The sequence below is a fragment of the uncultured Clostridium sp. genome (assembly GCF_947039605.1).
GTDB lineage: Bacteria > Bacillota > Clostridia > Clostridiales > Clostridiaceae > Sarcina.
In genome coordinates, this window is the sequence record NZ_CAMQZG010000005.1 from 27,579 (window position 1) to 49,628 (window position 22,050).

Annotated in this window: 18 protein-coding genes and 1 tRNA gene; 12 read left to right on the forward strand and 7 right to left on the reverse strand. The window is 28.8% G+C overall.

What is annotated here, in order from left to right; translation table 11 throughout:
• Positions 1–19 precede the first annotated feature (19 nt).
• The gene (gene pepT, locus Q0V24_RS03065) at positions 20–1,249 is read left to right on the forward strand and encodes a peptidase T (protein ID WP_297518640.1); all 1,230 of its coding nucleotides are present in this window, start codon (positions 20–22) and stop codon (positions 1,247–1,249) included.
• A 546-nt stretch (positions 1,250–1,795) separates the two neighbouring features.
• On the opposite strand, the gene Q0V24_RS03070 is transcribed toward pepT, so the two are convergent.
• Together Q0V24_RS03070 and Q0V24_RS03075 are read right to left on the reverse strand one after the other, a co-directional pair.
• The gene (locus tag Q0V24_RS03070) at positions 1,796–2,431 is read right to left on the reverse strand and encodes a BRO family protein (protein WP_297518642.1); all 636 of its coding nucleotides are present in this window, start codon (positions 2,429–2,431) and stop codon (positions 1,796–1,798) included.
• A 132-nt stretch (positions 2,432–2,563) separates the two neighbouring features.
• Positions 2,564–2,704, reverse strand: a complete 141-nt coding sequence (locus Q0V24_RS03075; protein ID WP_297518644.1) for a hypothetical protein — start codon at positions 2,702–2,704, stop codon at positions 2,564–2,566.
• 420 nt (positions 2,705–3,124) lie between these two features.
• Between Q0V24_RS03075 and Q0V24_RS03080 the strand changes: the two genes are divergently transcribed.
• Positions 3,125–4,624 (forward strand): hypothetical protein, encoded by a 1,500-nt coding sequence (locus Q0V24_RS03080; RefSeq protein WP_297518646.1) that lies wholly within the window; start codon positions 3,125–3,127, stop codon positions 4,622–4,624.
• 31 nt (positions 4,625–4,655) lie between these two features.
• Here Q0V24_RS03080 and Q0V24_RS03085 read toward each other — a convergent pair whose 3' ends face one another.
• On the reverse strand, positions 4,656–5,126 hold the full coding sequence (locus tag Q0V24_RS03085; protein WP_297518648.1) for a hypothetical protein: 471 nt from the start codon (positions 5,124–5,126) through the stop codon (positions 4,656–4,658).
• A 182-nt stretch (positions 5,127–5,308) separates the two neighbouring features.
• Between Q0V24_RS03085 and Q0V24_RS03090 the strand changes: the two genes are divergently transcribed.
• The 4 genes from Q0V24_RS03090 to Q0V24_RS03105 all read left to right on the forward strand — a co-directional run bounded on the left by Q0V24_RS03090 (position 5,309) and on the right by Q0V24_RS03105 (position 9,601).
• The gene (locus Q0V24_RS03090) at positions 5,309–6,010 is read left to right on the forward strand and encodes a MerR family transcriptional regulator (protein WP_297518649.1); all 702 of its coding nucleotides are present in this window, start codon (positions 5,309–5,311) and stop codon (positions 6,008–6,010) included.
• A 135-nt stretch (positions 6,011–6,145) separates the two neighbouring features.
• Complete coding sequence (locus Q0V24_RS03095; RefSeq protein ID WP_297518651.1) at positions 6,146–7,474, forward strand: MFS transporter; 1,329 nt, start codon at positions 6,146–6,148, stop codon at positions 7,472–7,474.
• Between the two features lie 262 nt (positions 7,475–7,736).
• Complete coding sequence (locus Q0V24_RS03100) at positions 7,737–8,903, forward strand: ABC transporter permease (protein WP_297518653.1); 1,167 nt, start codon at positions 7,737–7,739, stop codon at positions 8,901–8,903.
• An 11-nt stretch (positions 8,904–8,914) separates the two neighbouring features.
• Positions 8,915–9,601, forward strand: a complete 687-nt coding sequence (locus Q0V24_RS03105) for an ABC transporter ATP-binding protein (protein ID WP_297518655.1) — start codon at positions 8,915–8,917, stop codon at positions 9,599–9,601.
• Between the two features lie 66 nt (positions 9,602–9,667).
• Here the strand turns inward: Q0V24_RS03105 and Q0V24_RS03110 are convergent, their stop codons facing one another.
• Both Q0V24_RS03110 and Q0V24_RS03115 read right to left on the reverse strand, forming a co-directional pair.
• Positions 9,668–11,266: an SH3 domain-containing protein gene (locus Q0V24_RS03110; RefSeq protein ID WP_297518657.1), complete on the reverse strand. Its 1,599-nt coding sequence runs from the start codon at positions 11,264–11,266 to the stop codon at positions 9,668–9,670.
• 295 nt (positions 11,267–11,561) lie between these two features.
• The gene (locus Q0V24_RS03115) at positions 11,562–12,116 is read right to left on the reverse strand and encodes a manganese efflux pump (RefSeq protein ID WP_297518658.1); all 555 of its coding nucleotides are present in this window, start codon (positions 12,114–12,116) and stop codon (positions 11,562–11,564) included.
• Positions 12,117–12,392: 276 nt separating this feature from the next.
• Between Q0V24_RS03115 and Q0V24_RS03120 the strand changes: the two genes are divergently transcribed.
• On the forward strand, positions 12,393–13,580 hold the full coding sequence (locus Q0V24_RS03120) for an exonuclease SbcCD subunit D (RefSeq protein WP_297518661.1): 1,188 nt from the start codon (positions 12,393–12,395) through the stop codon (positions 13,578–13,580).
• Positions 13,580–16,750, forward strand: a complete 3,171-nt coding sequence (locus Q0V24_RS03125) for an AAA family ATPase (protein ID WP_297518663.1) — start codon at positions 13,580–13,582, stop codon at positions 16,748–16,750. The genes Q0V24_RS03120 and Q0V24_RS03125 overlap by 1 nt, the downstream gene beginning before the upstream one ends.
• A 176-nt stretch (positions 16,751–16,926) precedes the next feature.
• On the opposite strand, the gene Q0V24_RS03130 is transcribed toward Q0V24_RS03125, so the two are convergent.
• On the reverse strand, positions 16,927–17,820 hold the full coding sequence (locus tag Q0V24_RS03130; protein WP_297518665.1) for a DegV family protein: 894 nt from the start codon (positions 17,818–17,820) through the stop codon (positions 16,927–16,929).
• 230 nt (positions 17,821–18,050) lie between these two features.
• Here Q0V24_RS03130 and Q0V24_RS03135 point away from each other — a divergent pair.
• The 4 genes from Q0V24_RS03135 to Q0V24_RS03150 all read left to right on the forward strand — a co-directional run bounded on the left by Q0V24_RS03135 (position 18,051) and on the right by Q0V24_RS03150 (position 20,959).
• Positions 18,051–18,127: transfer RNA gene (locus Q0V24_RS03135), tRNA-Arg, on the forward strand.
• Positions 18,128–18,497: 370 nt separating this feature from the next.
• The gene (locus tag Q0V24_RS03140) at positions 18,498–18,689 is read left to right on the forward strand and encodes a hypothetical protein (RefSeq protein ID WP_297518667.1); all 192 of its coding nucleotides are present in this window, start codon (positions 18,498–18,500) and stop codon (positions 18,687–18,689) included.
• A 157-nt stretch (positions 18,690–18,846) separates the two neighbouring features.
• Positions 18,847–19,365 (forward strand): isopentenyl-diphosphate Delta-isomerase, encoded by a 519-nt coding sequence (gene idi / locus Q0V24_RS03145; protein ID WP_297518669.1) that lies wholly within the window; start codon positions 18,847–18,849, stop codon positions 19,363–19,365.
• A gap of 436 nt (positions 19,366–19,801) precedes the next feature.
• Positions 19,802–20,959, forward strand: a complete 1,158-nt coding sequence (locus Q0V24_RS03150; RefSeq protein WP_297518671.1) for a DUF1887 family CARF protein — start codon at positions 19,802–19,804, stop codon at positions 20,957–20,959.
• An 82-nt stretch (positions 20,960–21,041) separates the two neighbouring features.
• Here the strand turns inward: Q0V24_RS03150 and Q0V24_RS03155 are convergent, their stop codons facing one another.
• Entirely contained in the window at positions 21,042–21,932 is an 891-nt protein-coding gene (locus Q0V24_RS03155) for a phosphatidylserine decarboxylase (RefSeq protein ID WP_297518673.1), read from the reverse strand.
• Positions 21,933–22,050 lie beyond the last annotated feature (118 nt).

Consider the following 22,050-nt stretch of genomic DNA (forward strand, 5'->3'; position numbering starts at 1 on the left):
AAAAGGGAGATGTTTTTTTATGAAAAAAGTTCAAGATAGATTTTTAGAATATGTAAAACTTGATACAAAATCAGATGAGTCAACAAAGGTTACTCCTAGTACTAAGGGGCAATTAGTCTTAGGAGAAAAACTTGTTAAAGAGTTAAAAGAAATAGGATTATCAGATGTTCATACAGATGAGTTTGGATATGTTTATGCAACATTACCATCTAATACTGATTCAAAAGAAATTCCTACAATAGGGTTTATAGCACATATGGATACTGCACCAGATATGAGTGGTAAAGATGTTAAACCTCAAATTATAGAGAATTATCAGGGACAAGATATAGTTCTAAATGAAGAATTAAAAGTTTATTTAGCACCAAGTTCATCACCAGAACTTAAAAATTATATTGGTAAAACTTTAATTGCAACTGATGGTACAACACTTTTAGGTGCTGATGATAAAGCTGGAATAGCAGAGATAATGACTGCTATGGAATATCTTATAAATCACCCAGAGATTAAACATGGCGATTTAAAAGTTGGATTTACTCCAGATGAAGAAATTGGAGAAGGTGCAGACCACTTTAATGTTAAAGAGTTTGCAGCAGATTTTGCTTATACAATGGATGGTGGTCATGTTGGAGAACTTGAGTATGAAAACTTCAATGCTTGTACTGTTAAAATAGAGATAACAGGAAGAAATGTTCACCCAGGTTATGCAAAAAATAAATTAATAAATTCTATAATGGTAGCACATGAGTTTATGACAGAGCTTCCTCTTGAAGAAGTTCCAGAAAAAACAGAAGGTTATGAAGGATTTATACATGTAATGGATGTTAAAGGATGTATTGAAAAAGCTAATATGGTAGCTATAATAAGAGAATTCTTTGAAGATAAATATGAGGCAAGACAAAAACTATTTAAAGAAATAGAAGAAAAGTTAAATAATAAATATGGTGAGGGAACTGTTAAAGTTGAAATCATAGAAAGTTATAAAAATATGAAAGAAAAAGTAGAACCAGTAATGCACGTAGTTGATACTGCTAGAAAAGCTATGGAAATGGCTGATATAGTTCCACATGTAAGACCTATAAGAGGTGGAACTGATGGTGCTAGATTATCATTTATGGGATTACCTTGTCCAAACATATTTGCTGGTGGAGAGAACTTCCACGGTAGACATGAATTTGTTGCAATAGAATCAATGGAAAAAGCTGTTGAAACTATCGTAAACATAGTTAAGATATACGGAAATAACTAATAGTAAAAGGCACAATATTTTATAATGAAATATTGTGCCTTTTTAGTGTGGATAATCTAAGAAAGGTTCTTTCCCCACAGGAAAGAACCTTTTTTCGATGGCTTGAATAAAGAGATTAGACTGTATAGGTTATCCAAAGTTTAATTGATATTAAGTTAAAATCTATCTATAAAATTAATGTTTTCTATTTTATTTTCAAGCCCTTGATATAGGTTCAATAATAGATTTAATATAGAAAGTTATAAGTAAAAGGCACAATGCTTTATGATGAAATAGTGTGCCTTTTTTAGTGTACAACTAAGTTTAGAACTAGATATAATGAAAACTATAAAACAAATTGCTTTTAGAAAAATGAAGGATATGTATGTTAAAAGATAAGATATTTAAATAGAATGATAAGCTATATTAAGGATGAAAGGTTGCGTGGATAAGTGGCAAAGGTTCTTTCCAATTAGGAAAGAACCTTTGAAAACTTTGGCTAAATAACTGGGTTAAAGTAAGGTCGTAAAAATCAAAATCTTATCAATAGATTTTGCTATATTAGCTTTATAAAAACTTTTCACTTCCAATTGAAATACCTAGACTTTGGTAAAGATTAAGTAATAGATTTATTTTATCATTTGGTGAAGAATCTGAAAGTTCTATATATTTTTCAAGTAGAGGAAGATTAACTTTTGGTGTGGATGGTTCTAGCGGTATTAAGGAATCTTCTTCTTCAAAGGAAGCTGAATCATTAAGGTTAGTATTATTTGATGCTACAAGTGAAGTCGGCAAATCTTTTTTTAAATCATCAATTACGTAATAGCCATCTCTAAGGATGCTTGGTAAAATTTTATGTCTAACCAAAGATTTAAAAGGCATAGCTTCAGGTTTATCACAATAGCTTAAAAATCCCAATAGTCCACTTTCATAAAAAATAATTAATTTTGGGGCATATCTAATATCAGTATTATTTAAATTAGCAGATTCCTTAAATATTTTAAGGGTATCACCAGTTAAAATATTATAATCTAAACCTTCGATAAAACATTCTCTTTTTATACAATGATAAATTATTTTTGAAGGTGTTAAATATTTAAATGACTTTACGATTTGGATAGCGACCCAACATACTTTCCCATTCCAAAGATAGGTACAAATATTATATCCATTAAATTGCGTAGTAAGAAATTTTTTTCGCATAGTTAAAAGCTCCTTATTGTTTTAATTTATAAGGATTGTTATAATCAAACTAATGTAAGGTTGTTTATAACAACACTCATATATAGGTAGTTCTAAAATTGTCAGATTTTTTTAGAGCTGCCTTTTTTATTTCTAATTTTTTATTTCAGTAGTATCAACATCTTTTTTTATTAAGCGAATTAAGTGTCTTTGTATACTTCTATCTTCACTTTCTGTTTTTAATTTAAGTTTGTTATGAAGTTCTTCATCTAATCTGATAGTAATAACTTTCATAAGGTATCCTCCTAATTTATAAATTTGAATTAAGTACCTAACATGGTTTTTTATTTAATAATTTTAGTATTCCTAATGATAGCAATATTATTCATGTAATTTCAAAAGAATTCTGTGGATAAGTAAAAAGAGGTTACTACCATATTGGTAGTGACCTCTACAAACATTGATATAAGCGGTTTTAGAAAAGATGAAGGAATTGAATCTTTGTAGGTAGGACCCTTTTAGGGAGTCAGCTTGGGATAACCTATCAAGGTATAGCTTTTAAAAGAGAGAACCTTTTTTTTGTGTAGATAAAGGTTTTAAAGGGGCAAGGTTGTTAATAGCTAAATTAATTTTATAGTTTGATAAAAGCTAGTACATAATCATTTTATAAACTAAAGAGGATAGACAAAATGAAGTGACTAAGGAGGGTGTTTGATGAAGAAGGTAAAGTTAATGGGTTTAATGATTGGTGCAATGATTATTGGTGGTGCAGGTTTTATAGGGTGTGTTAGTTTAGATGTAGAGAGTAAAGTTCAAAGTGAAGTTGAGACAAAAAAAGAAGGTTCTGCTATTTATCTTGCTACTGCTAATAAGAATAATGGTTTAAATGATATACTTTCAGTTTTAGATGATGGAAAATTTATAGAACTTGGGGAGTCTAGGACAAGGAGTGCTATGTATGCTGAGTCTACAAATGAGTTTATAACTTTTGATACAGTTGATGATTCTGGATTTTTTGAGAATATGAGTAGTGAATTGAAGGATGATGTTGAGCGTATAGATGATTTAGAAGATGAGATTGTTGCTACAAATAAAAATGGTGAGAAGAGAGTTTTATTAAAAACTAAATTAGAGAGTGATTTTGGAATTATAGATGGGAAGAATTTTTATTTCTCTGAAACAGGACAGGAAATAAAAATTTTAAATATAGAAAGTGGAAATGTAACAGATATTCCAGTAGAGGTAAAAACAGAGGCATTTAGAGTTATTGATGTAAGTGATAATTATCTTGTGGTTCAAATAGATGAAGAAGTTAAATCTTATAATTTGAGAGATAAGGTTTGGGAAACTATTGCTGGTGGAAGAGCTTATGGACTAGGGAAGCTATTCCATATTGATAGAGAGGCTTTTAGAGAAAATACTTTTAGTATGATAAGTGAAAATAATGAGGCTATATATTTTGATATGAATAATGGGGAAATTACAAAGGATAAAATAGAAGGAAAGGGAAGTTTAATTATTGGAACTGATGATACTTTAGTTTATAAAGATACTTCAAGAATTTTAGGTGAGTTTGGTAGTGGGGCTATATATAGAAAAGAAGTTGGTGAAAAAAGAGTATTATTAATTGAAAATGCAGCCGAGTTTAAGGTGCATGGAGATTATATCTATGGCTTAGTTATAGATGGAGAAAAAACAAAAATTGTTAGGGTAAATATGTTTGAGAAAAAGCCAACTACGGAAGTTATTTATGAGGGAGCAGAACCAATTTTATTTTTTGATTTAAAAGTTAGTGATAAGGGAAGAGTAGTATATTCAGTTCTAAATGAAGGGCTATATGAATTCAAAGATGGAAAATCAGAACTGTTAATAGAAACAGGGGAAAGAGTTACTAATACATTTGAGTTTGTAGATGAAAGTCTTATTACAGTTTCTTTTGAGCCTGTGGAACTTGGCATGCCAATGAAATACAATATTTATATGGATACTGAAAAAGTGGAAGAAGGTGTTCCATTTGCAAGTTTAGCAAACGGGGAAGTTTTATATAAAGGTAATGATGAGTTTATGTATAATCTAGTAAATGGTGAAAAGCAAAAGCTTGATATAGATATTAGTAAGTATGATAGTATTTTCAACATTGGGCATAATGAATTAGTTAATGATACTATGGCTTCAGGTGGAAGCATAGATTATAATAAATTTACTATTGAGTAAAATCTATAATATAAAATAAGAGTTAGTCATTCTATGAATGGCTAACTCTTGTTTCTTTTTCAAGTTGATATTCTTTTTGAACTTTAGTTCTTTTACTACTAACTACAAATAGTATTCCTGATATTATAACTGGAATTATTGGTAGATATATTTCAGGTTCATATATGAAGCCTTTTATAAGTAAAGGAAAACTATCAGCTGCTAGATTATATCTACTTGAGTTTATTAATAGAAGAACTGATACCACAGTTACTCCTAAATATAATATTGCAACACCCCTGTTGTTTAAGTTGAAAGATTTATGTATTCGCTCGTATCTGTCCCCTAGCATAGTAAATATTAAAAGTGCTAGTCCAAGTAAATTCATACCAAAGAATAAGTAAAGACTTGCTATTGTATCTATGCCGTATGAGTTAACAGATATCATTATTATCTCAAAAGTGCATAGAATAAAGATAGCAAAATATCCAACTATTCCAAATTCATAAGCTAATTTCTTCATTCTAATTCCTCCTATGTTTATTCTCAATTTCTCATATATTATGTAGTAAATTATATCCGAGTAAGATGTAAAAATAAAATACTTAGAGTTAAGATATATTGACAAAACAATATCATAACAAGATACTATTTATATAAGGTAGTGAAATGGAATTAATAGGAACAAACATAGGAGGCGAGTGCATGGATAGTTATTACAAGGTACAAGAATTTGCAAATATGGCTGGAGTTACAGAAAGAACACTAAGGTATTATGATAAGATAGAACTTTTAGTGCCAAGTCATAAGAATGAAGCAATGCACAGATTTTATACAGATGATGATTTTAAAAAGTTAAAGAAGATTACAGCTTTAAAGTTTTTAGGATTTTCTATTGCAGAGATAAAAGAGTATGACCTTGATGATGTAGAGAGAACATCAGAGGTTATAGCAAATCAACAGAAAGTTATAGATTTAAAGATTAAGCATTTAAAGATTATAAAGGAATCATTAAATGCTATTGATAATACTTTAAGAAGTTCTGATAGGGTTGATTGGGATATGCTTCTTGATGAGGTTAAGAATATTAGAATTAATAAACACAAAAAAAGAGATGGGATAAACCCTGATATAGATGAAAGTTATAGAAAAAGACATCATAATATGATGATGCTTTTAGCTGAGTTTACTAAAGCTAGGGGTGAGAAAAGAAAAGTAGAGATAGTAAAAGAGATAGAAAGTAATGTTAATAATATGGAAGATATAGAAAATGGTCTTGATAATCTATTGCAGGTTTTAGAGGAAGTTGATGTTATTCCAGAAGAGCTTAGAGGGGTTAATCCAAAGGATATAGAGAACCTTATTGGGTTCATAAATAAATATAAGAGTGAAGAGTCATTTGAATAATTGAGGAAAAGTTGATATTAAATTTATATCAACTTTTTTTCTATTTGGGTTTAATGAAACCTAATTGTAATTGAAATTGATAATCAGTTGTGATATTATTGTGAAAGTACAATACATAAATAGGGAGAAAGTTAAATGAAACATAAGATAAAGTCGTTAGAAGAAAGACGTATGAGTTATAATATTCTTCTATTCACAATAGTATTTGCCTTGGTTGGTGGAGTTAAAAGCATCGTTGGAGATGCTTATAGAAGTTATTTAAGACTTAGTAATAAAGCAGCATCAGATGATTTATCAATGCTCATAGGATTTGCAATGTTAATATTGGTTATAGCACTACTTGCAGTTAAGTGGTTTGGTCATAAGAAAGTATTTATTGCCATTGCAATTTCTATGCTTATAGCATTTATTTTGCCGATTTATTTTCATAGTTATCTACCAATAGCAGTTTCATCTGCAGTGTTACATTTAGGGGATAAAGCATTTGATATAATGATGGCACTTGTAATAATGGCTTATACTAACAAAGATAATCGAATAATGGTATTTACAAGAGTTATTATAATTAATGTTATAGTAGAAGCAGTTGTAAGTATGTTTGATGGTAAACTTGTAGTTTGGAGATTTAAACAATTACTTGGAGTATCATATGATAAAGCAGACAAGCTTACAGCACATACAAGTAAAATGACGCCCGATCAATTAGCTTCTTATATAGAGTCATATAAGTTTGTTCTTTGGATAGCAGTTGCTATACTTGTAGCAATTATAATTCTTCTTGCAATGATGAAAGAGAAGAGAGAAGACTATAGAGGTGTTCAAGAGTTAACAACTGAGAAAATAGAAAAAGTTAAATTTGATAAAAGTGTATTTAAAAATAAATATATAGTATCTTGGGTTATTTACTCAGTTGCAATGGGAGTTGAGTCAAACTTTATAACTCCAAACCTTGCAATATATTTTAATAGAATTTTACATATAAGCAGGGGAGCAACATCAACAATACTTTCATTTAAAAGTATAGGGATGCTTGTATTCTTACTAGCTACTCCATTTATAGTTAAAAAAATGGGGAACATAAAATCATTTGCACTTCTTATATTCTTATCAGGACCAGTAATGATAGTGATAGGAATGGGGAATATATTCCTTCCAGCAACAGCAATGGTTATGGGAGCAGCAATATTCTTAAGATATGGATTTACTCATGCAGTTCATCCAGTGCAAGATTCACTACAACTTCTTTTAGTTAAAAAGGAGAATAGACCAGTATTCCTAGCTATAATAACAGGAATAAATGCAGTCATTTCAATAATAATAGGATTCTTTGGTGCTAAAACATTGTTTAACACAGCAAGAGGATATCACATGTTATTCTTTGGATTTGCAATAGTATTTATCCTATGTGGAATAATGTTATATGTAGTATTTGATAAGAAATATAATAAGACATTAGAATATTAATTAGAAAGCTTTTAAGGTGATTTCATCTTAAAGGCTTTTTATTTTGCTTTGAAATAGTTAGTGTGCTAAATGTTTTTAAAGTGTGTAGAGTGGCATTGTCACTAACTTTAAAAGGGGTTGGAGATGGAGGGGATAGAAAAATGTGAAAAAAAGTCCTTGCACCTGACCTAAGGTCAGGCTTTATACTTCAAATAGTGGAAAGGGAAATTGAAAAAAGAAATTAATAAATTTACATATATATTTGAAAAGGAGATTTTACATTATGGGAATAAGTTTAAAAATAGCTTCAAGGTTCTTGAAGTCAAATAAAATACAGACAACTTTAATAGCACTTGGGATTGCCCTTGGGGTTACAGTTCAAATCTTTTTAGGATTATTAATTAAGAATGTTAATACTAATATGATTCAAACAACTGTTGGAAATAGTGCACAAGTTTCAGTAGTAAATGCAAAGAGTTCATCTAATACATTTGATAATTATGATGCAATAATAAATAACATACAAAAAGAGTATCCAAACAAGGTTACACAAATTAGTGGGGTTTTAGATAATCCAGCACTTATAAATATAGATAAGATTAATGCTTCAGTTCTTGTTAGAGGAATGAATTTTGGAGAAGGTCACAATATCTATAACATTAAAAAGGATATTACAAAGGGAGCACTTCCAAATAATAAAGATGAAGTTATGATAGGAGAAGGAATTGCTAAGAAGTTTAACTTAAAAGTTGGAGATAGCATGACACTTCAAACATCACAGGGAACTAAAAAAGTGAAAATAAGTGGAGTTCTTAATTTAAATGTTGGACAACTTAATGATACTTGGGTGGTTACAGACTTAAATTATGCACAAAGCATGTTTAATGAAAAGAATAAAGTAAATTCAATAGAAATGAAACTTTCTAGTAGTGAAATATTTAATGCTAATGTAATAGCTGATGGAATTTCAAAGAACTTAAACAAAGATTTAAAGGTTACTAACTGGAAAGCAGAGAATGCTAGTCTTTTAGGTGCTTTAAGTGGTCAGAATTCATCATCACTAACAATTCAGGTATTTATAATGATTTCAGTAGTTATGAGTATAGCATCAGTTCTTGCAATCTCAGTATTACAAAAATCAAAGCAAATCGGTATTTTAAAAGCTATGGGAATTAAAAATAGTGATGCAGCTAAAATCTTTATATATCAAGGTTCTATACTTGGAGTTATTGGTGCGTTAGTTGGTGGAGGTCTTGGAGTTGGAGTATTTGAGATATTTGCTAACTTTGTAAAAACACCAAATGGACAACCTATTATACCAGGAGTTTTAGATCCTACATTTATAATAGTGAGTATGATAATTGCATTTATAGCAGCTACAATAGCAGCAGTATTTGCAGCAACTAAATCATTAAAACTTGACCCTATGGAAATAATCAGAGATAACTAGGAGGTATGAAAATGAATGTTTTACAATTAAAAAATATAAATAAAATATATGGTGATAAAGTTAAGACACAGGTTCTTTTTGATATAAACCTAGATGTTAAAGAAGGTGAGTTTGTATCTATAATAGGACAGAGTGGTAGTGGTAAGAGTACAATGCTTAATATTCTTGGAACACTTGATTCTGCAACAAGTGGAGAGATTTATATAAATGGGCAAAGAACAGATAAAATGAAAAAGAATGAACTTTCAAAAGTTAGAAATAGAGATTTGGGATTTATATTCCAGTTTCACTATCTTCTACCAGAGTTTACAGTAATGGAAAATGTTTTAATGCCTTATATGTTATCTGGTCAAAAAGTAACTAAAGAGATAAAGCAAAGAGCTGAAGAATTATTAGAGTTAGTTAATTTATCAAAGGTTAAGAATAATAAGGCAACTGATTTATCAGGTGGTCAGCAACAAAGAGGAGCTATTGCAAGGGCACTTATCAATAACCCTAAAATGGTTTTAGCTGATGAACCTACAGGTAATCTTGATTCTAAAACAACTGATGATATTTACGCGTTACTTAGAGATATTAATAAAAAGTATAATACAACATTTGTAGTTATAACTCATGATCAGAAGATAGCAGATAAAGCTGATAGAGTAATTACTGTTGGAGATGGAAAAATAGTTTCAGATATTAAGAATAGCTAAAAATAGCCTTCTAAGAAATTTTCTTAGAAGGCTATTTTTATTTGTGAATAAAATATTTTGATAGTTTTAAAGTGCATTTGTATAAGTACCATCAACCCAACCGATATTATTTCCAAAAGAAACTTCATACCAACCATTACGCACTGCTCTTACTGATAATTCTGTGCGATAAGGTATAACTGTGATATGACCACCTTTAAGATTTGGTGCTTGTAGCATCCAAAGACCTACCATTGGTTGAACTCTCACATTTTTAAGAGAATTAGTAGTATTTGAAGATGCGTTTTGTGTAATATATTTAGAATATGAATATCCTATATTTCCGTTGTAATCAACTTTTGTCCAATCACCTGAATGTCCTAAAATTTTAAGGTTTGCATTTGCAGGAATAACCTTTATTTTATTACCTTGCATTGAAGGTGAGTTTAACATCCAGAGTCCGATTGAAGAATTTACAGTTCCATAAGTTCCATTTTTAGCATTTTTATAATCCACATCTTTATGAGTAACTATTTTAGTTACAGAATTGGTAGTCTTAGTAGCTACTTTATTTGAACTATTAAGCCTAGATGTATATTTAGAATAAGACCAACCTATAACACCTTTATATTCTACTTGATACCAACCATTATGCTCGCCATAAACATTAAGTTTAGTTTGGTAAGGTATTATCTCAAGTTGTTCTCCAGCAAATGAGGGAGCTTCAAGCTGCCAAAGTCCTACAGGAGATGTGATAGTTGTTTGTCCGATTATTTTTGAACCAAGCTTTGTTGAACTTATATTGCTTGTGTATTCTGTATAGCAGTATCCAATATTCCCGTTATAATCAACTTTTGTCCAGTTTCCACTATAACCAAGGATTGTGAATTGGCCTCCATCTGGCATAAGTTGAATTTTATGACCTTCCATTGATGGAGCTTCAAGTAGCCAAAGACCATATTGTGAACCTACTTCACCATGTAACTTAGTTTGAGCAGAAGTTTTTGTAACTTTAGTTTCTTTTATATGTTTAACTTCTTTTTTGTGATTAACCATTTTTGTATGATTAATTTCTTTTACAGGAGTTTTGATAGGACTATTAATAGCTTCTGTGTAAGCTGTATAACAGTAACCTGTTTGTCCATTGTAATTAACTTTTGTCCAATTACCATTATGACCTAAAACTGTTAATTCACTATCGTTAGGCATTATTTCTATTTTATTACCTTGCATAGATGGTGATTTAATTAGCCAAAGTCCAACAGGTGAAGTAACTTTTGCTTTTAAGTTAGCTTGGTTAGTTTTTGTAGTTGGTTCTGTTGAAATATTAGAGTGATGTAACCCTGTTGTATATTCAGCATAAGACCAACCTGTAATTCCATTATAAATAACTTTATACCAACCATTGCTTTCTCCAAGAACTGTAACTTTAGTATTGTTTGGGATAACAGTAATTTTACTTCCAGTCATTGCAGGTGCTGTAAGTTGCCAAAGTCCAATAGGGGATTTTATAGTAGTAGTCCCAATTGAATTTATAGCTTTTAAGTTTGTAGTGTGATTATTAGTTTCGTGCTGTGAGTAGAGTGATACAAAATCTTTGTGGGCGCTATGTTCATGTATTTTATATTGTGAAGCAGAAACGCCTGCAATAACGGCAAGTCCAACAATTAATTTTTTATTTAGCATTTTAAATTCCTCCTATTATTTTAATTTATCTGAACTATATTTATATTTTTATAGTAACAAGTAAATATTTGTATTACAAAAATGAAAATATATAAGTTTAGTAGATTAGATAATAAAAAAAGAATAGATTTAATAGGATAAAGGAAGATGTACAACTTTTTATTCAAGAGCCGTATGATTTGGTATATAGATGAAAAAAATCAAAGAAATGAAAAGGTTTAAAACACCCGTTTTAAGGTTGATTTTACAGAATTGTAATTAAGAATTAATAAAAAAAGCATCAAAGATTTGACGCTTAAAAAATTTCTATAAAACCAAGGATTACAAGTAGTATTCCTGAAATTAAAGAGTCATATTCACCTATAAATTTACCAATAACATGGTCACCAAGATTTTGACCAATAGATATAGTTAAAATGCTTGTTATAAAAGTAAATATGACAACCCATTTTACTCCAAGACCAGTGATGCTAGCAGCAACTCCAACTCCAAGATTATTTGATGCTAGTGCAAGAGAGAGTAGAATTGTATCTTTCATATTCATTTTAGTTACTTTTTTACTTTTAACTTTTTTATCTCTTTCTTTTTCAATGATGCTTTGTGATACAAAATAAGCACCCATTAAAAGTAGTGTTATTGCACCAAATAGATTAGAAATATCATTGCTTATAAACCTACAGATAAACTTACCAAATTCCATTGATATATAAGTTCCAAGGGTAGTTATAATTGCTATTATTATATTTGAAATCATAGAAATTTTTTCATTTTTTATTCCATAGGATATTCCTATAACTAGATTATCTATATTAGAGGATAAGCTAAAGATGAATGCTGATATTAAAAGCATAAGAATCCCTCCTAGTCTTAAGTAAGATATGTTTTTAATATATGATAGGTATATTGATAAAGCAATTTAGAGAAAAAATTGAAAGATATATATAAATTAAAATTAGCTTATGCTAAAAATGAAAGATAGCAAAATTTGTGATTAGAATTTATAGTAGTTTTAATTATTGTAATTAATTTTATAAATATAGATAAATTTATAAATAATTCCCGTAACATTTCCAATTTGGTTAATGTATAATTATGTTAAGTAAATTTTGAGATAGAGGTGATTGGTGTGAAGTTTGTTCATTCAGCAGATTGGCATATTGGAAAGATAGTTAATGAGTATTCTATGTTGGAAAATCAAGAGAAGTTTCTTGATGATTTAATGGAGGTTTTAAAAAGAGAGAAAGCAGATGCTTTAGTTATTGCAGGAGATGTATATGATAGAAGTGTTCCACCAGCAATTGCAGTTGAACTTTTAGATAAATATGTAGATAAAATAGTTAATGAACTTGAAATCCCCATTTTAGCTATTGCAGGAAATCATGATGGTGGTGAAAGGCTTTCTTATGGAAGTAGTATTATGAAAAATAGTGGTTATTATATGGCTGGGATTTTAAAAGATAAAATTCAATTAGTAACTATAAAAGATACAGACTTTTATTTAGTGCCTTATTTTGATCCAGCTGTTGCAAGAAAGGTTTTTGATGATGAGAGTATAAGATGTCATGAAGATGGGATGCAAAAAGCTATAGATAAGATAAATGAGAATAGAGATAGAAGTAGAAAAGCAGTTATAGTTACACATGCATATGTGACAAGTACTAATTTTGATAAAAGTAAATCAAGAAAAGAAATTATAAGTGATATAGATATTATAGAGTCAGATTCAGAAAGACCATTAACTATGGGGGGAACTGAGTTTATTTCAGGCAAGATTTTTGAAGGATTTGATTATGTAGCATTAGGGCATTTGCATGAACCAAAGAAGGTTAGTAAAGATGTTGAAACTATGAGGTATTCTGGTTCACCACTTAAATATTCTGTATCAGAGAAAAATCATAATAATAGTATTAGTATTGTTGAGATAACTAATGATGGGGTAACTGTTAAGTTAGAGGAAGTCAAACCACTTAGGGATATTAGAGTTTTAAAGGGAGACCTTGCAGATCTTATAGAGAAGGATTTTGTAAAAACTCAAAAGGTAGATGATTATATTCATTTTGTTTTAACTGATGATGGTGAGTTATATGAGCCTATGGCAAAACTTAAAAGTGTATATAAAAATCCTTTGAGTCTTATAAGAGATTATCATAAGACTTTAGATGGGAAAGATATAGAACTTAAAATTGAAGAAATGAAAAAAAGTAAGTCAGAGTTATTTAAAGATTTCTATGAAAATGTAACTAAGGCAGAACTTTCTGATGAAAGATTTGAGATTATAAATGAAATTATAGAAGAAGTGGAGGGGAAGAGATAATGAAACCACTTAAATTAACAATGCAGGCTTTTGCAAATTATGCAGGAGAACAAGTAATAGATTTTACAGAACTTAATGGTAGGAATATGTTTCTTATAACAGGTAAAACAGGTGCTGGAAAGACAACAGTTTTTGATGCTATAAGTTATGCGCTTTTTGGAAAACCATCAGGAGATTTTAGAGGGATAGAATCTTTAAGAAGTGATTATGCAGATGGTGCTATGGAAACTTATGTAGAGTTAGAATTTGAACTTAGGGGGGAGGTTTATAAAGTTATAAGGAAACCAACTCAAAGACTTAATAAAAAAAGAGGTGAAGGGCTTAGGAGTGTTGATGCTGAAGCAACTTTTTATATGCCCAATATTGAAAGACCAATTACAGGGATAGCATCAGTTACAAATAGCATTGTAGATATTCTAGGGGTTACAAGTGAGCAGTTTAAGCAAATAGTAATGCTTCCACAAGGGGAGTTTATAAAGTTCTTAAAAGCGAGTTCTGGGGAAAGAGAGATTATCTTTAGAAGGATATTTGGAACAGAGCAGTTTAATAAGGTTCAAACAAAGCTTACTGATAGAGCTAAAGGTTTAGGCTCAGAGCTGAAGATGGAACTTAATAGTAGAAATGTATTTGTTAAAAAAATAAAAGCAGAAGAAGGTTCGGTTTTAGAGTCAAAGATATTAGACTTAGAAATTGATATAGATTTAGTTTTAGAGCTTACTAAAGAGTTTGTAGATTCAGATTTAGAAAAAGCTATTGTTTTGAAAAAAGAGTATGAGGAAAATAAAGTTATTATTAAAAAGTCAGAGGAGATTGAAAGAAGTTTAAATAATAATAAGACTGTAATAAAATCGTATGAAGATAGTAAAAGTATTTTTGAGGAGAAGAGTCTACTTAGTGAAACTGTTTCACAGTGGAGAGTTAAACTTGAAAATGGTAGAAAAGCATTAAGCGTTAAAGCTATAGAAGATAATTATAATTTAGCGAGTAAAAGAGTTATAGATTCAGAAAAGACATTAAAAGAATCAGAAAGTGAAAAAGAAATACTTATTAAAAAAGTTGAAGATGCAAAAGTTAAATTAGATAAGGTGAAACTTAGAGAAGTTGAGAAACAAGAATTAACTTTAGAGTTAGATATTTTAGGAAAACAAGAGTTAAGGGTAACTAAATATGATACAAAAAAAGATGAACTTATAAAAGCAGAGCGAGATTTTCAGCTAGTAGATGCACAAATTAAAAGGTTAGAAAGTTCGCAGGAGGCAGAAGGAAAATCAAAAGTTGAGTGTGAAAAATATGTAGCAACTTGGGTAGAATTGACTCAAAGAAGAGAAGAAGTAAAGAATACAGGAATAAATAAAAAAACTCAGATAGAGCAGATAAAAGTGTTATCAAATAATTTTGAGAATATTAGGTATCAACAGATGGAGTTTGATGAAAAGAAAGTAGAGTTTGATAATATAGAAAGTATCTATAAGAGTGCTAAAGAATTATATGAAATGTCAGAAGAATTATTTAGAAAAGCACAGGCAGGGATATTAGCTGAAACTCTTGTAAAGGGTGAAATGTGTCCTGTATGTGGTTCTAAAGAACATCCATTTAAAGCTATCAAGCCAAGTGAGGTTCCAAGTGAGCGTGAGCTTAAAGGTTTAAAAACTAAGTTTGAAGAAGCTAATATAAAGAGAGAAAAATCTTTAAATGAGTTAACAACTAAGAATACAAAAATAGATAGTGATTATAAAAATTTAATCATATGTTTAGCCACAGAATTATTAGATGTACTTGGTGAGGATTTCTTAGAACTTGTGGAGACACAGAAAAGAGAAAGAACAACATTTATGGGTGTTAAACTAAATACTCAAAGAAGTGAGCTTTTAAAAGAATATCAGGAACTTAAAGCAAAAACAGATTTATGTGAGATAAAAAAAGAGGAACTTATAAAAGTTAATCAAAGTTTAGAAGATATAATGGTATCGCTTAATAATTTAAAACCTAAGTATGAAAAGTACAATAATTTAGTTATTTTATCAAAAGAACAAGTTAAAGTTATAGAAGTTGAAATACCAGAGGAGATAAGAAGCTTAGATAAAATTATAGAGAAAAAAAGTAGTTTAGATAAAAAGATAAAAGAAATTTTATATGCTTGTGAGATTGCAGAAAAAGAGTATTCAGACCTATCACAAAAATATTCAGCAAGTGCAAAAGCTATAGAAATAAATACTCAAAGTCTAAATACAAATAATATAGAGTTAGATAGTTTAAAAGATAAGTTTGAAAAATTATTAGAAGAAGAAGGATTTACTTTAGAGGAATATAAAAGTTTTTCTAATATAAGTAATCTAGATTTAATTGATGTTAAAATACAAAATTATGATAAAGAAATTAGTGAACTTAAAGGTTCTTTTAATAATTCTAAAAATGAATATGAAAAGTTAGAGATAAAAAATGTATCAGAGGTAGATGAGTTGTTAATTGTAGAGAAGAATAAAATAGTAGAATTTGAAAATCTAGAGAAAGAGATTCAAGTAAAAACTAATATACTTTTAAATAGGGCAAATCATAACAAAGAAAGTATTTTAGATATAGAAAAAGCAACTGATAAAATTAGAGATAAAGAAAAAGTATATAAAGATGTAGAACACCTTTCTAAAATTGCTAGAGGTGAAGGTGGAAATGAAAAGAAAATTACATTTGAAAGTTATATACTTACATCATATTTTGATGAGATTATAATTGTTGCAAATCAAAGACTTGGGAAAATGACTAATGGGAGATTTGAACTTAAAAGAACAGAAGAAGTTAAAGGCAATGGTAAAAAAGGATTAGAACTTAATGTGCTTGATAATAACACAGGCTTTGCTAGAGGGATTAATTCACTTTCAGGTGGGGAAAGTTTCAAGGCAGCACTTGCGATTGCGTTAGGGCTTGCTGATGTTATACAAAGCTATGCCGGTGGCATATCAATAGAAACAATGTTTATAGATGAAGGGTTTGGAACATTAGACCCTGATTCTCTTGATAGTGCTATACAATGTTTGTTAGACCTTCAAAGTGGAGGAAGACTTGTTGGGGTTATCTCACATGTTCAAGAATTAAAAGAAAGAATAGAAGCAACTCTTGAAGTTAGAGTAAGAGAAGATAATAGAGGTAGCAAGGCAGAATTTAAAATTCAATAAATAAAAAAAGGCTAAGCGCAAAGCGCTTAGCCTTTAAAGATAAATAAAAGGATAGCTTATTAAAATTCTTTTTACTCAAGAAGTATTTTAATATAGCCGTGTAGTATTTATATTAATTTTCAGCAAATAAATACATTTATAAGTATGTGATATAAATGTGTTTTTTATGCAAAAAATTATTTAAGCTCTCTACCATGTCCAATAAAGAAGATAGCAAGTGCATCAGGTCCTGTATGAGAACCTATAACTAGCCCAATATTATTAAATACAACATCTCTAAATTCAGTTGTTTCTAAAACTAAATCTCTAAGTGCAAGAGCATCATCTAAACAACCTGCATGACTTATATAAAGAGTTTGATTTTTAGAATCTATCACATTTGTCTCTATATAGGCAGCTAAAGTTTTTAATAATTTCTTTTTACCTTTTACTTTTGTAAATGTTACAAGCTCTCCCGCGTCGTTTACATATATAATTGGTTTAACATTTAATAATCCTCCAACAAAAGCAGTTGTAGCAGAAATTCTACCACCTCTTTTTAAGTGATCTAAACTGCTTACAGAAAGTATGTGGAATAGATTTGGAGCAATTTTTAAAAGTTCATCTTTTATTTCATCAATAGATTTTCCAGCCTTTTTTAGGTCAGAAGCCATAAGTGTAAGTATGCCTGTACCAGTTGAGGCACATTTAGCATCTACAATTTCAATTCTAGCATCAGGGTATCTTTCTAATAATTCAGTTTTTGCAAGAACTGAAGAATTATAAGTACCGCTTAAAGCAGATGAAAAAGCTATGTATAAAATATCATTACCTTTCTCAATTTCTTCTTCAAATGCATTTTCAAATCTAAATGCATTTACTTGTGATGTTGTAGATAATGTCTTTTCAGTTCTTAAAGAAGCATAAAAATCTGAATAATCTAATCCGAAATTACCTTCTTCAATATATTCTTTATCTTTAAAATTACAGCAAAGCCCTAAGACTTTAACGTTTAAATCATTTAAAAGAGCTAAATTTAAATCTGTATTTAAATCGGCGCTCGAGTCTGTAAAAATAGTGAAATTTTTCATAAAAAAATCCATCCTTATTGTTAAAAAAATTGTATTCTTTAAATTTAATTAGCGAATAATACTTATATTAAATGTTACGAACTAAATAATACATTAGAAGTTTATATTAAATAATATTAGAGAATATTACAAGAAGATAATTTGAAATTGGGATAATAATCATAAAAAAAGCTCTTTTATTCTTTATCTTGCTTTATTTTTATAATTATGATAGAATCTTAACGTAATATGCATTAGTAGCTCAGTTGGATAGAGTACTCGGCTACGAACCGATTGGTCGGAGGTTCGAATCCTCTCTGATGCACCAAATTAATAGAAACACTAAACTTATAATGAGTTTAGTGTTTTTTTTATGTAAAAAAGGCTAAAGAGATGCTTTAAATGCTACTATTATAAATACTATCCGTATAAGACTCTATAGTAACCTTTTAGGAAAAAAAAGAACAAAATATTGGTTAGATTTGGTAAAATTATGATGAAAACTAATATTTTTTAATTATTTGTTTTTAGGAGAATATACGAATCAAAAAACAAGATAGAGTAGTTTTTTTTAGACAATATAAGGTGTGTGTGAATCTTTTATTGTTTTGATATCCAATGTTTATAAGTTATAAAGAACGATTAAGCACAAGTATATTAGAAGATTTTTTAATTTTCATCATAGGAGGGTCAAAGGTATGACTGAAAAAAAGAATCCACAAACAGAAGCAAATAAAAGATGGCAACAAAAGAATAGAGAAAGAGCTAGATATCTAAGAAATAGATCATCTGCTAGAAGTTTTATAAGAGGACAGGCTACAATTGAAGACTTAGAAGAACTATCAATTCTTTTTGCTGCAAGAAAAGAATTCCTAGAAAAAAATAATTAAAAACTAGAAAATTAAGATAAGATAATTAAAATCTTGTCTTTTTTTATATTTAAATAAGTTATGAAGGGCAGTATGGTATTTTATTTTATCCTTGATTAGGGCATTATAAGTTATAATATTAAATAAGTAATATAAACTTTTAAGGATGGTATAATTTATGGAAGAAATAGCAATTGTAGATATAGATGATAAAATAATTGGATATAGTGAAAAAATGAAAGTCCATGAAGAGGGCGTTTTACATAGAGCTTTTTCAGTATTAATATTTAATGATAAAAATAAAATGTTAATACAAAGAAGAGCATTAGAAAAATATCATTCACCAGGAGAATGGACTAATGCCTGTTGTAGTCACCAAAGAGATGGTGAAACAATAAAAGAAGCAGCGTATAGAAGAATCACAGAAGAACTTGGAATAGTTCCCCCAAACCTTATAGAAAGATTTGTATTTCATTATAAATGTAAATTTAGTAATGAATTATATGAGAATGAAATAGACCATGTTTTTACAGGTATATATAATGAAAAAATTACAAACTTTAATAAAGAAGAAGTTTGTGATACACAATGGATTTCGTATGAAGATTTACTTAGTTGGATCAATAAGAGGCCGCAAGATTTTACTTTCTGGTTCAAAAATATCATGAAAAAAATACCTGAGAATTTTAAATTTTAAAAAGAGCGCATCAATTTTGATGCGCTCTTTAGTTTAGTAGATGCTATTGAAAAAATAAATTAATAAAAATAAAATATATATTTCAAGATTATTAATAATAAATTGGGTTTTATTATATTAAAAATATGAAAATAGCAATTAAATTCAATATTATCAATAAAGTATATTATTAGATAATAGTTATTGATTATGATATTATAAAAATATAGAAATTATAGCTACTATAAAATTTCAAAGTTAAAGATAGAAACTAGAGTTACAAATTGTCCGAATAAATTACTTAAGTATCCCATTAAAGAATTTATAAAATAGATATCTAAAAGAGCCTCACAAGAGATGTTCCTCCAACGGACCTTGTGAGGTTCTTATTTTTTTTGAATATTTCTTTTCAATAAGTAGGAAGCTAATAGTAAATAAACTTATAAGGGTGATTAGCATGGAATTTGATTTACTTATAAACATTTTTGATTCTCACAATGAAGCAAGTATACTTTTGACTGAAAAGTATAAGCCTAAAAATATTTTGTTTTTTTATATGAATTCACAAGAAGAGGTTCAATTAGAAAAGCTAAAAGAATATTATAAAGAAAAGTTCCCAGTTTGTAAGTTTGATTATCAAAAATTAGACTTAAATAATCCAAGTAGTATAGAGGATGTAATAACATCATATCGAGGACTAGAAGGTGTATGTAATCTTACTTCAGGTAAGAAATTAGTTACTTTGATGGTATATAGTTTTTGTGTGAAATATGGTGTGGATTGCAGGTATGTAGATATTAAGAACGAGGTTTTAATTACATTAGATCCAAAAGAAATTATATTAGAGCAAGATAGTTTTGTTGATTTAGATATAGAAGATATTATTAAAAGTATAGGTGGTTCTATAATAGTAGATTCTACAAAGGCATATAATGATGAGGCTATATTTGAATTTACAACATGGATTAGCCAAAATTTAGAGGTTTGGGATATTTTAAAAATGTTATTGCAAGATGTTAGTATGTTTTTAAGAGATGAGAGTAATCCAGATTTTTTGAAAGTGGATAAAGAGAAAATTCCAATTGAAATTATGCCTTTTTTAAGAGAAAGATTAGAGTTTTTAGCAAGAAACAATCAAATAAGTTTGGTTGATACTGGTAGTTATTATGATATTGTATTTTCAAATGATTTTATAAAGACATTCTTGTTTAAAAGTGGAACATGGCTTGAAATACTAACTCAAAATATAGTAGAAAATATAAAAGAAATAGATGATGTTAAAAGTGGACTTATGTTTCTTTGGAATAATGATAAGGCAAAGGTTAGAAATGAGTTAGATGTTGTAGCAATAAAGGATTCTGTGATGATTTGTATATCATGTAAAGATTCTAAAAAATATGATGAAGTTACGCTAAATGAACTTAATGTGTATGCAACTCAAATAGGCGGAGATAATGTTATAAAGATACTTGTTGCAACTAAAGAACCTATGAAGAGTACAGTAGGTCAAAGAGCTAAGGAAATGAATATAGAACTTGTAGTATTTGATGGGAATATTAATAATTTTAAAAGAGAAATTACTGCAATTATAAATGAAAAAAGAGAAACTAGTTAAAACTAGTTTCTCTTTTTAGGACACTGACATTGTAGTTTTTCGACATCTTAAAAGCATTGTAAGTTAATAATTTTAGTGCTTTTTATTTGTATTTTTTACCGATTGTTTCACCCATAGTAACAAGTGATTCAAATCCTTTTTCTGTTTCTCTAACGATATCATTATCAATTTTAATTATATTTTTTTTGAAGAATAAAATTGTAGTTGAACCACCGAATTTAAAGAAGCCTTTTTCATCTCCTTTTTTAACTGGCGTATCAGCTCTGTAACTTTGAATAATTGTACCAACACAAGTTGCTCCAACTTCCATAGTTATTACATTTCCAAAATTTTTGCTTTTGAAGATAGACCATTCTCTTTTATTTTTACAAAATAAATTAGGTACTTTCTCTAAGGCTATTGGATTAACGGAGTAATAAGCCCCTTTAATTTTTTGACTAGAACCACAAACACCATCATCGATAAAATGGAATCTATGATAATCTGTTGGGCAAAGTCTTAGAATAAGACAAGTTCCACCTTCAAATTCTTTCGCTACTAAGTCGTTGCTTATAAGCTCTCTTAGTGAGTATGTGAATCCTTTTACTTGAACAATATTATCCATATTAATATTTTCATATCCAAGCAGTCTTCCATCACCAGGAGATATAAGATTATCTGTATCTGAAGTTATTGGTCTTGCTTCATCAAGTAATTTCCTAGCGAAGAAATCATTAAAGTTTTTAAATTCAGATATATCTTTTTCAAGAAAATCAGTATCTATATCAAATTTATCTATAAACTTTGGAATTTTCTTTTTGCTAAATTTGCTACTACAATAAAGTCCATAAATTTTAGAAAACATTTTTTTCTTTATAAATAATTCAAGGACTCCTTTACCAACAGGTGAACTGTAAGACCAATTTATATAGTTAAGTCCTGCAACTTGTTCAACTTCGTAGCATTTAGTTTCTCTGTTATATATTTTAAACATTTAGTATCTCCTTATTAAAAGTAAAACAACTATTATAATATCTTAAAAAGGTACTTCAAACAACTTTTTTAAAAAAATATGGTTTATTACTTTGTTGACATCGATTAGCATAATATAT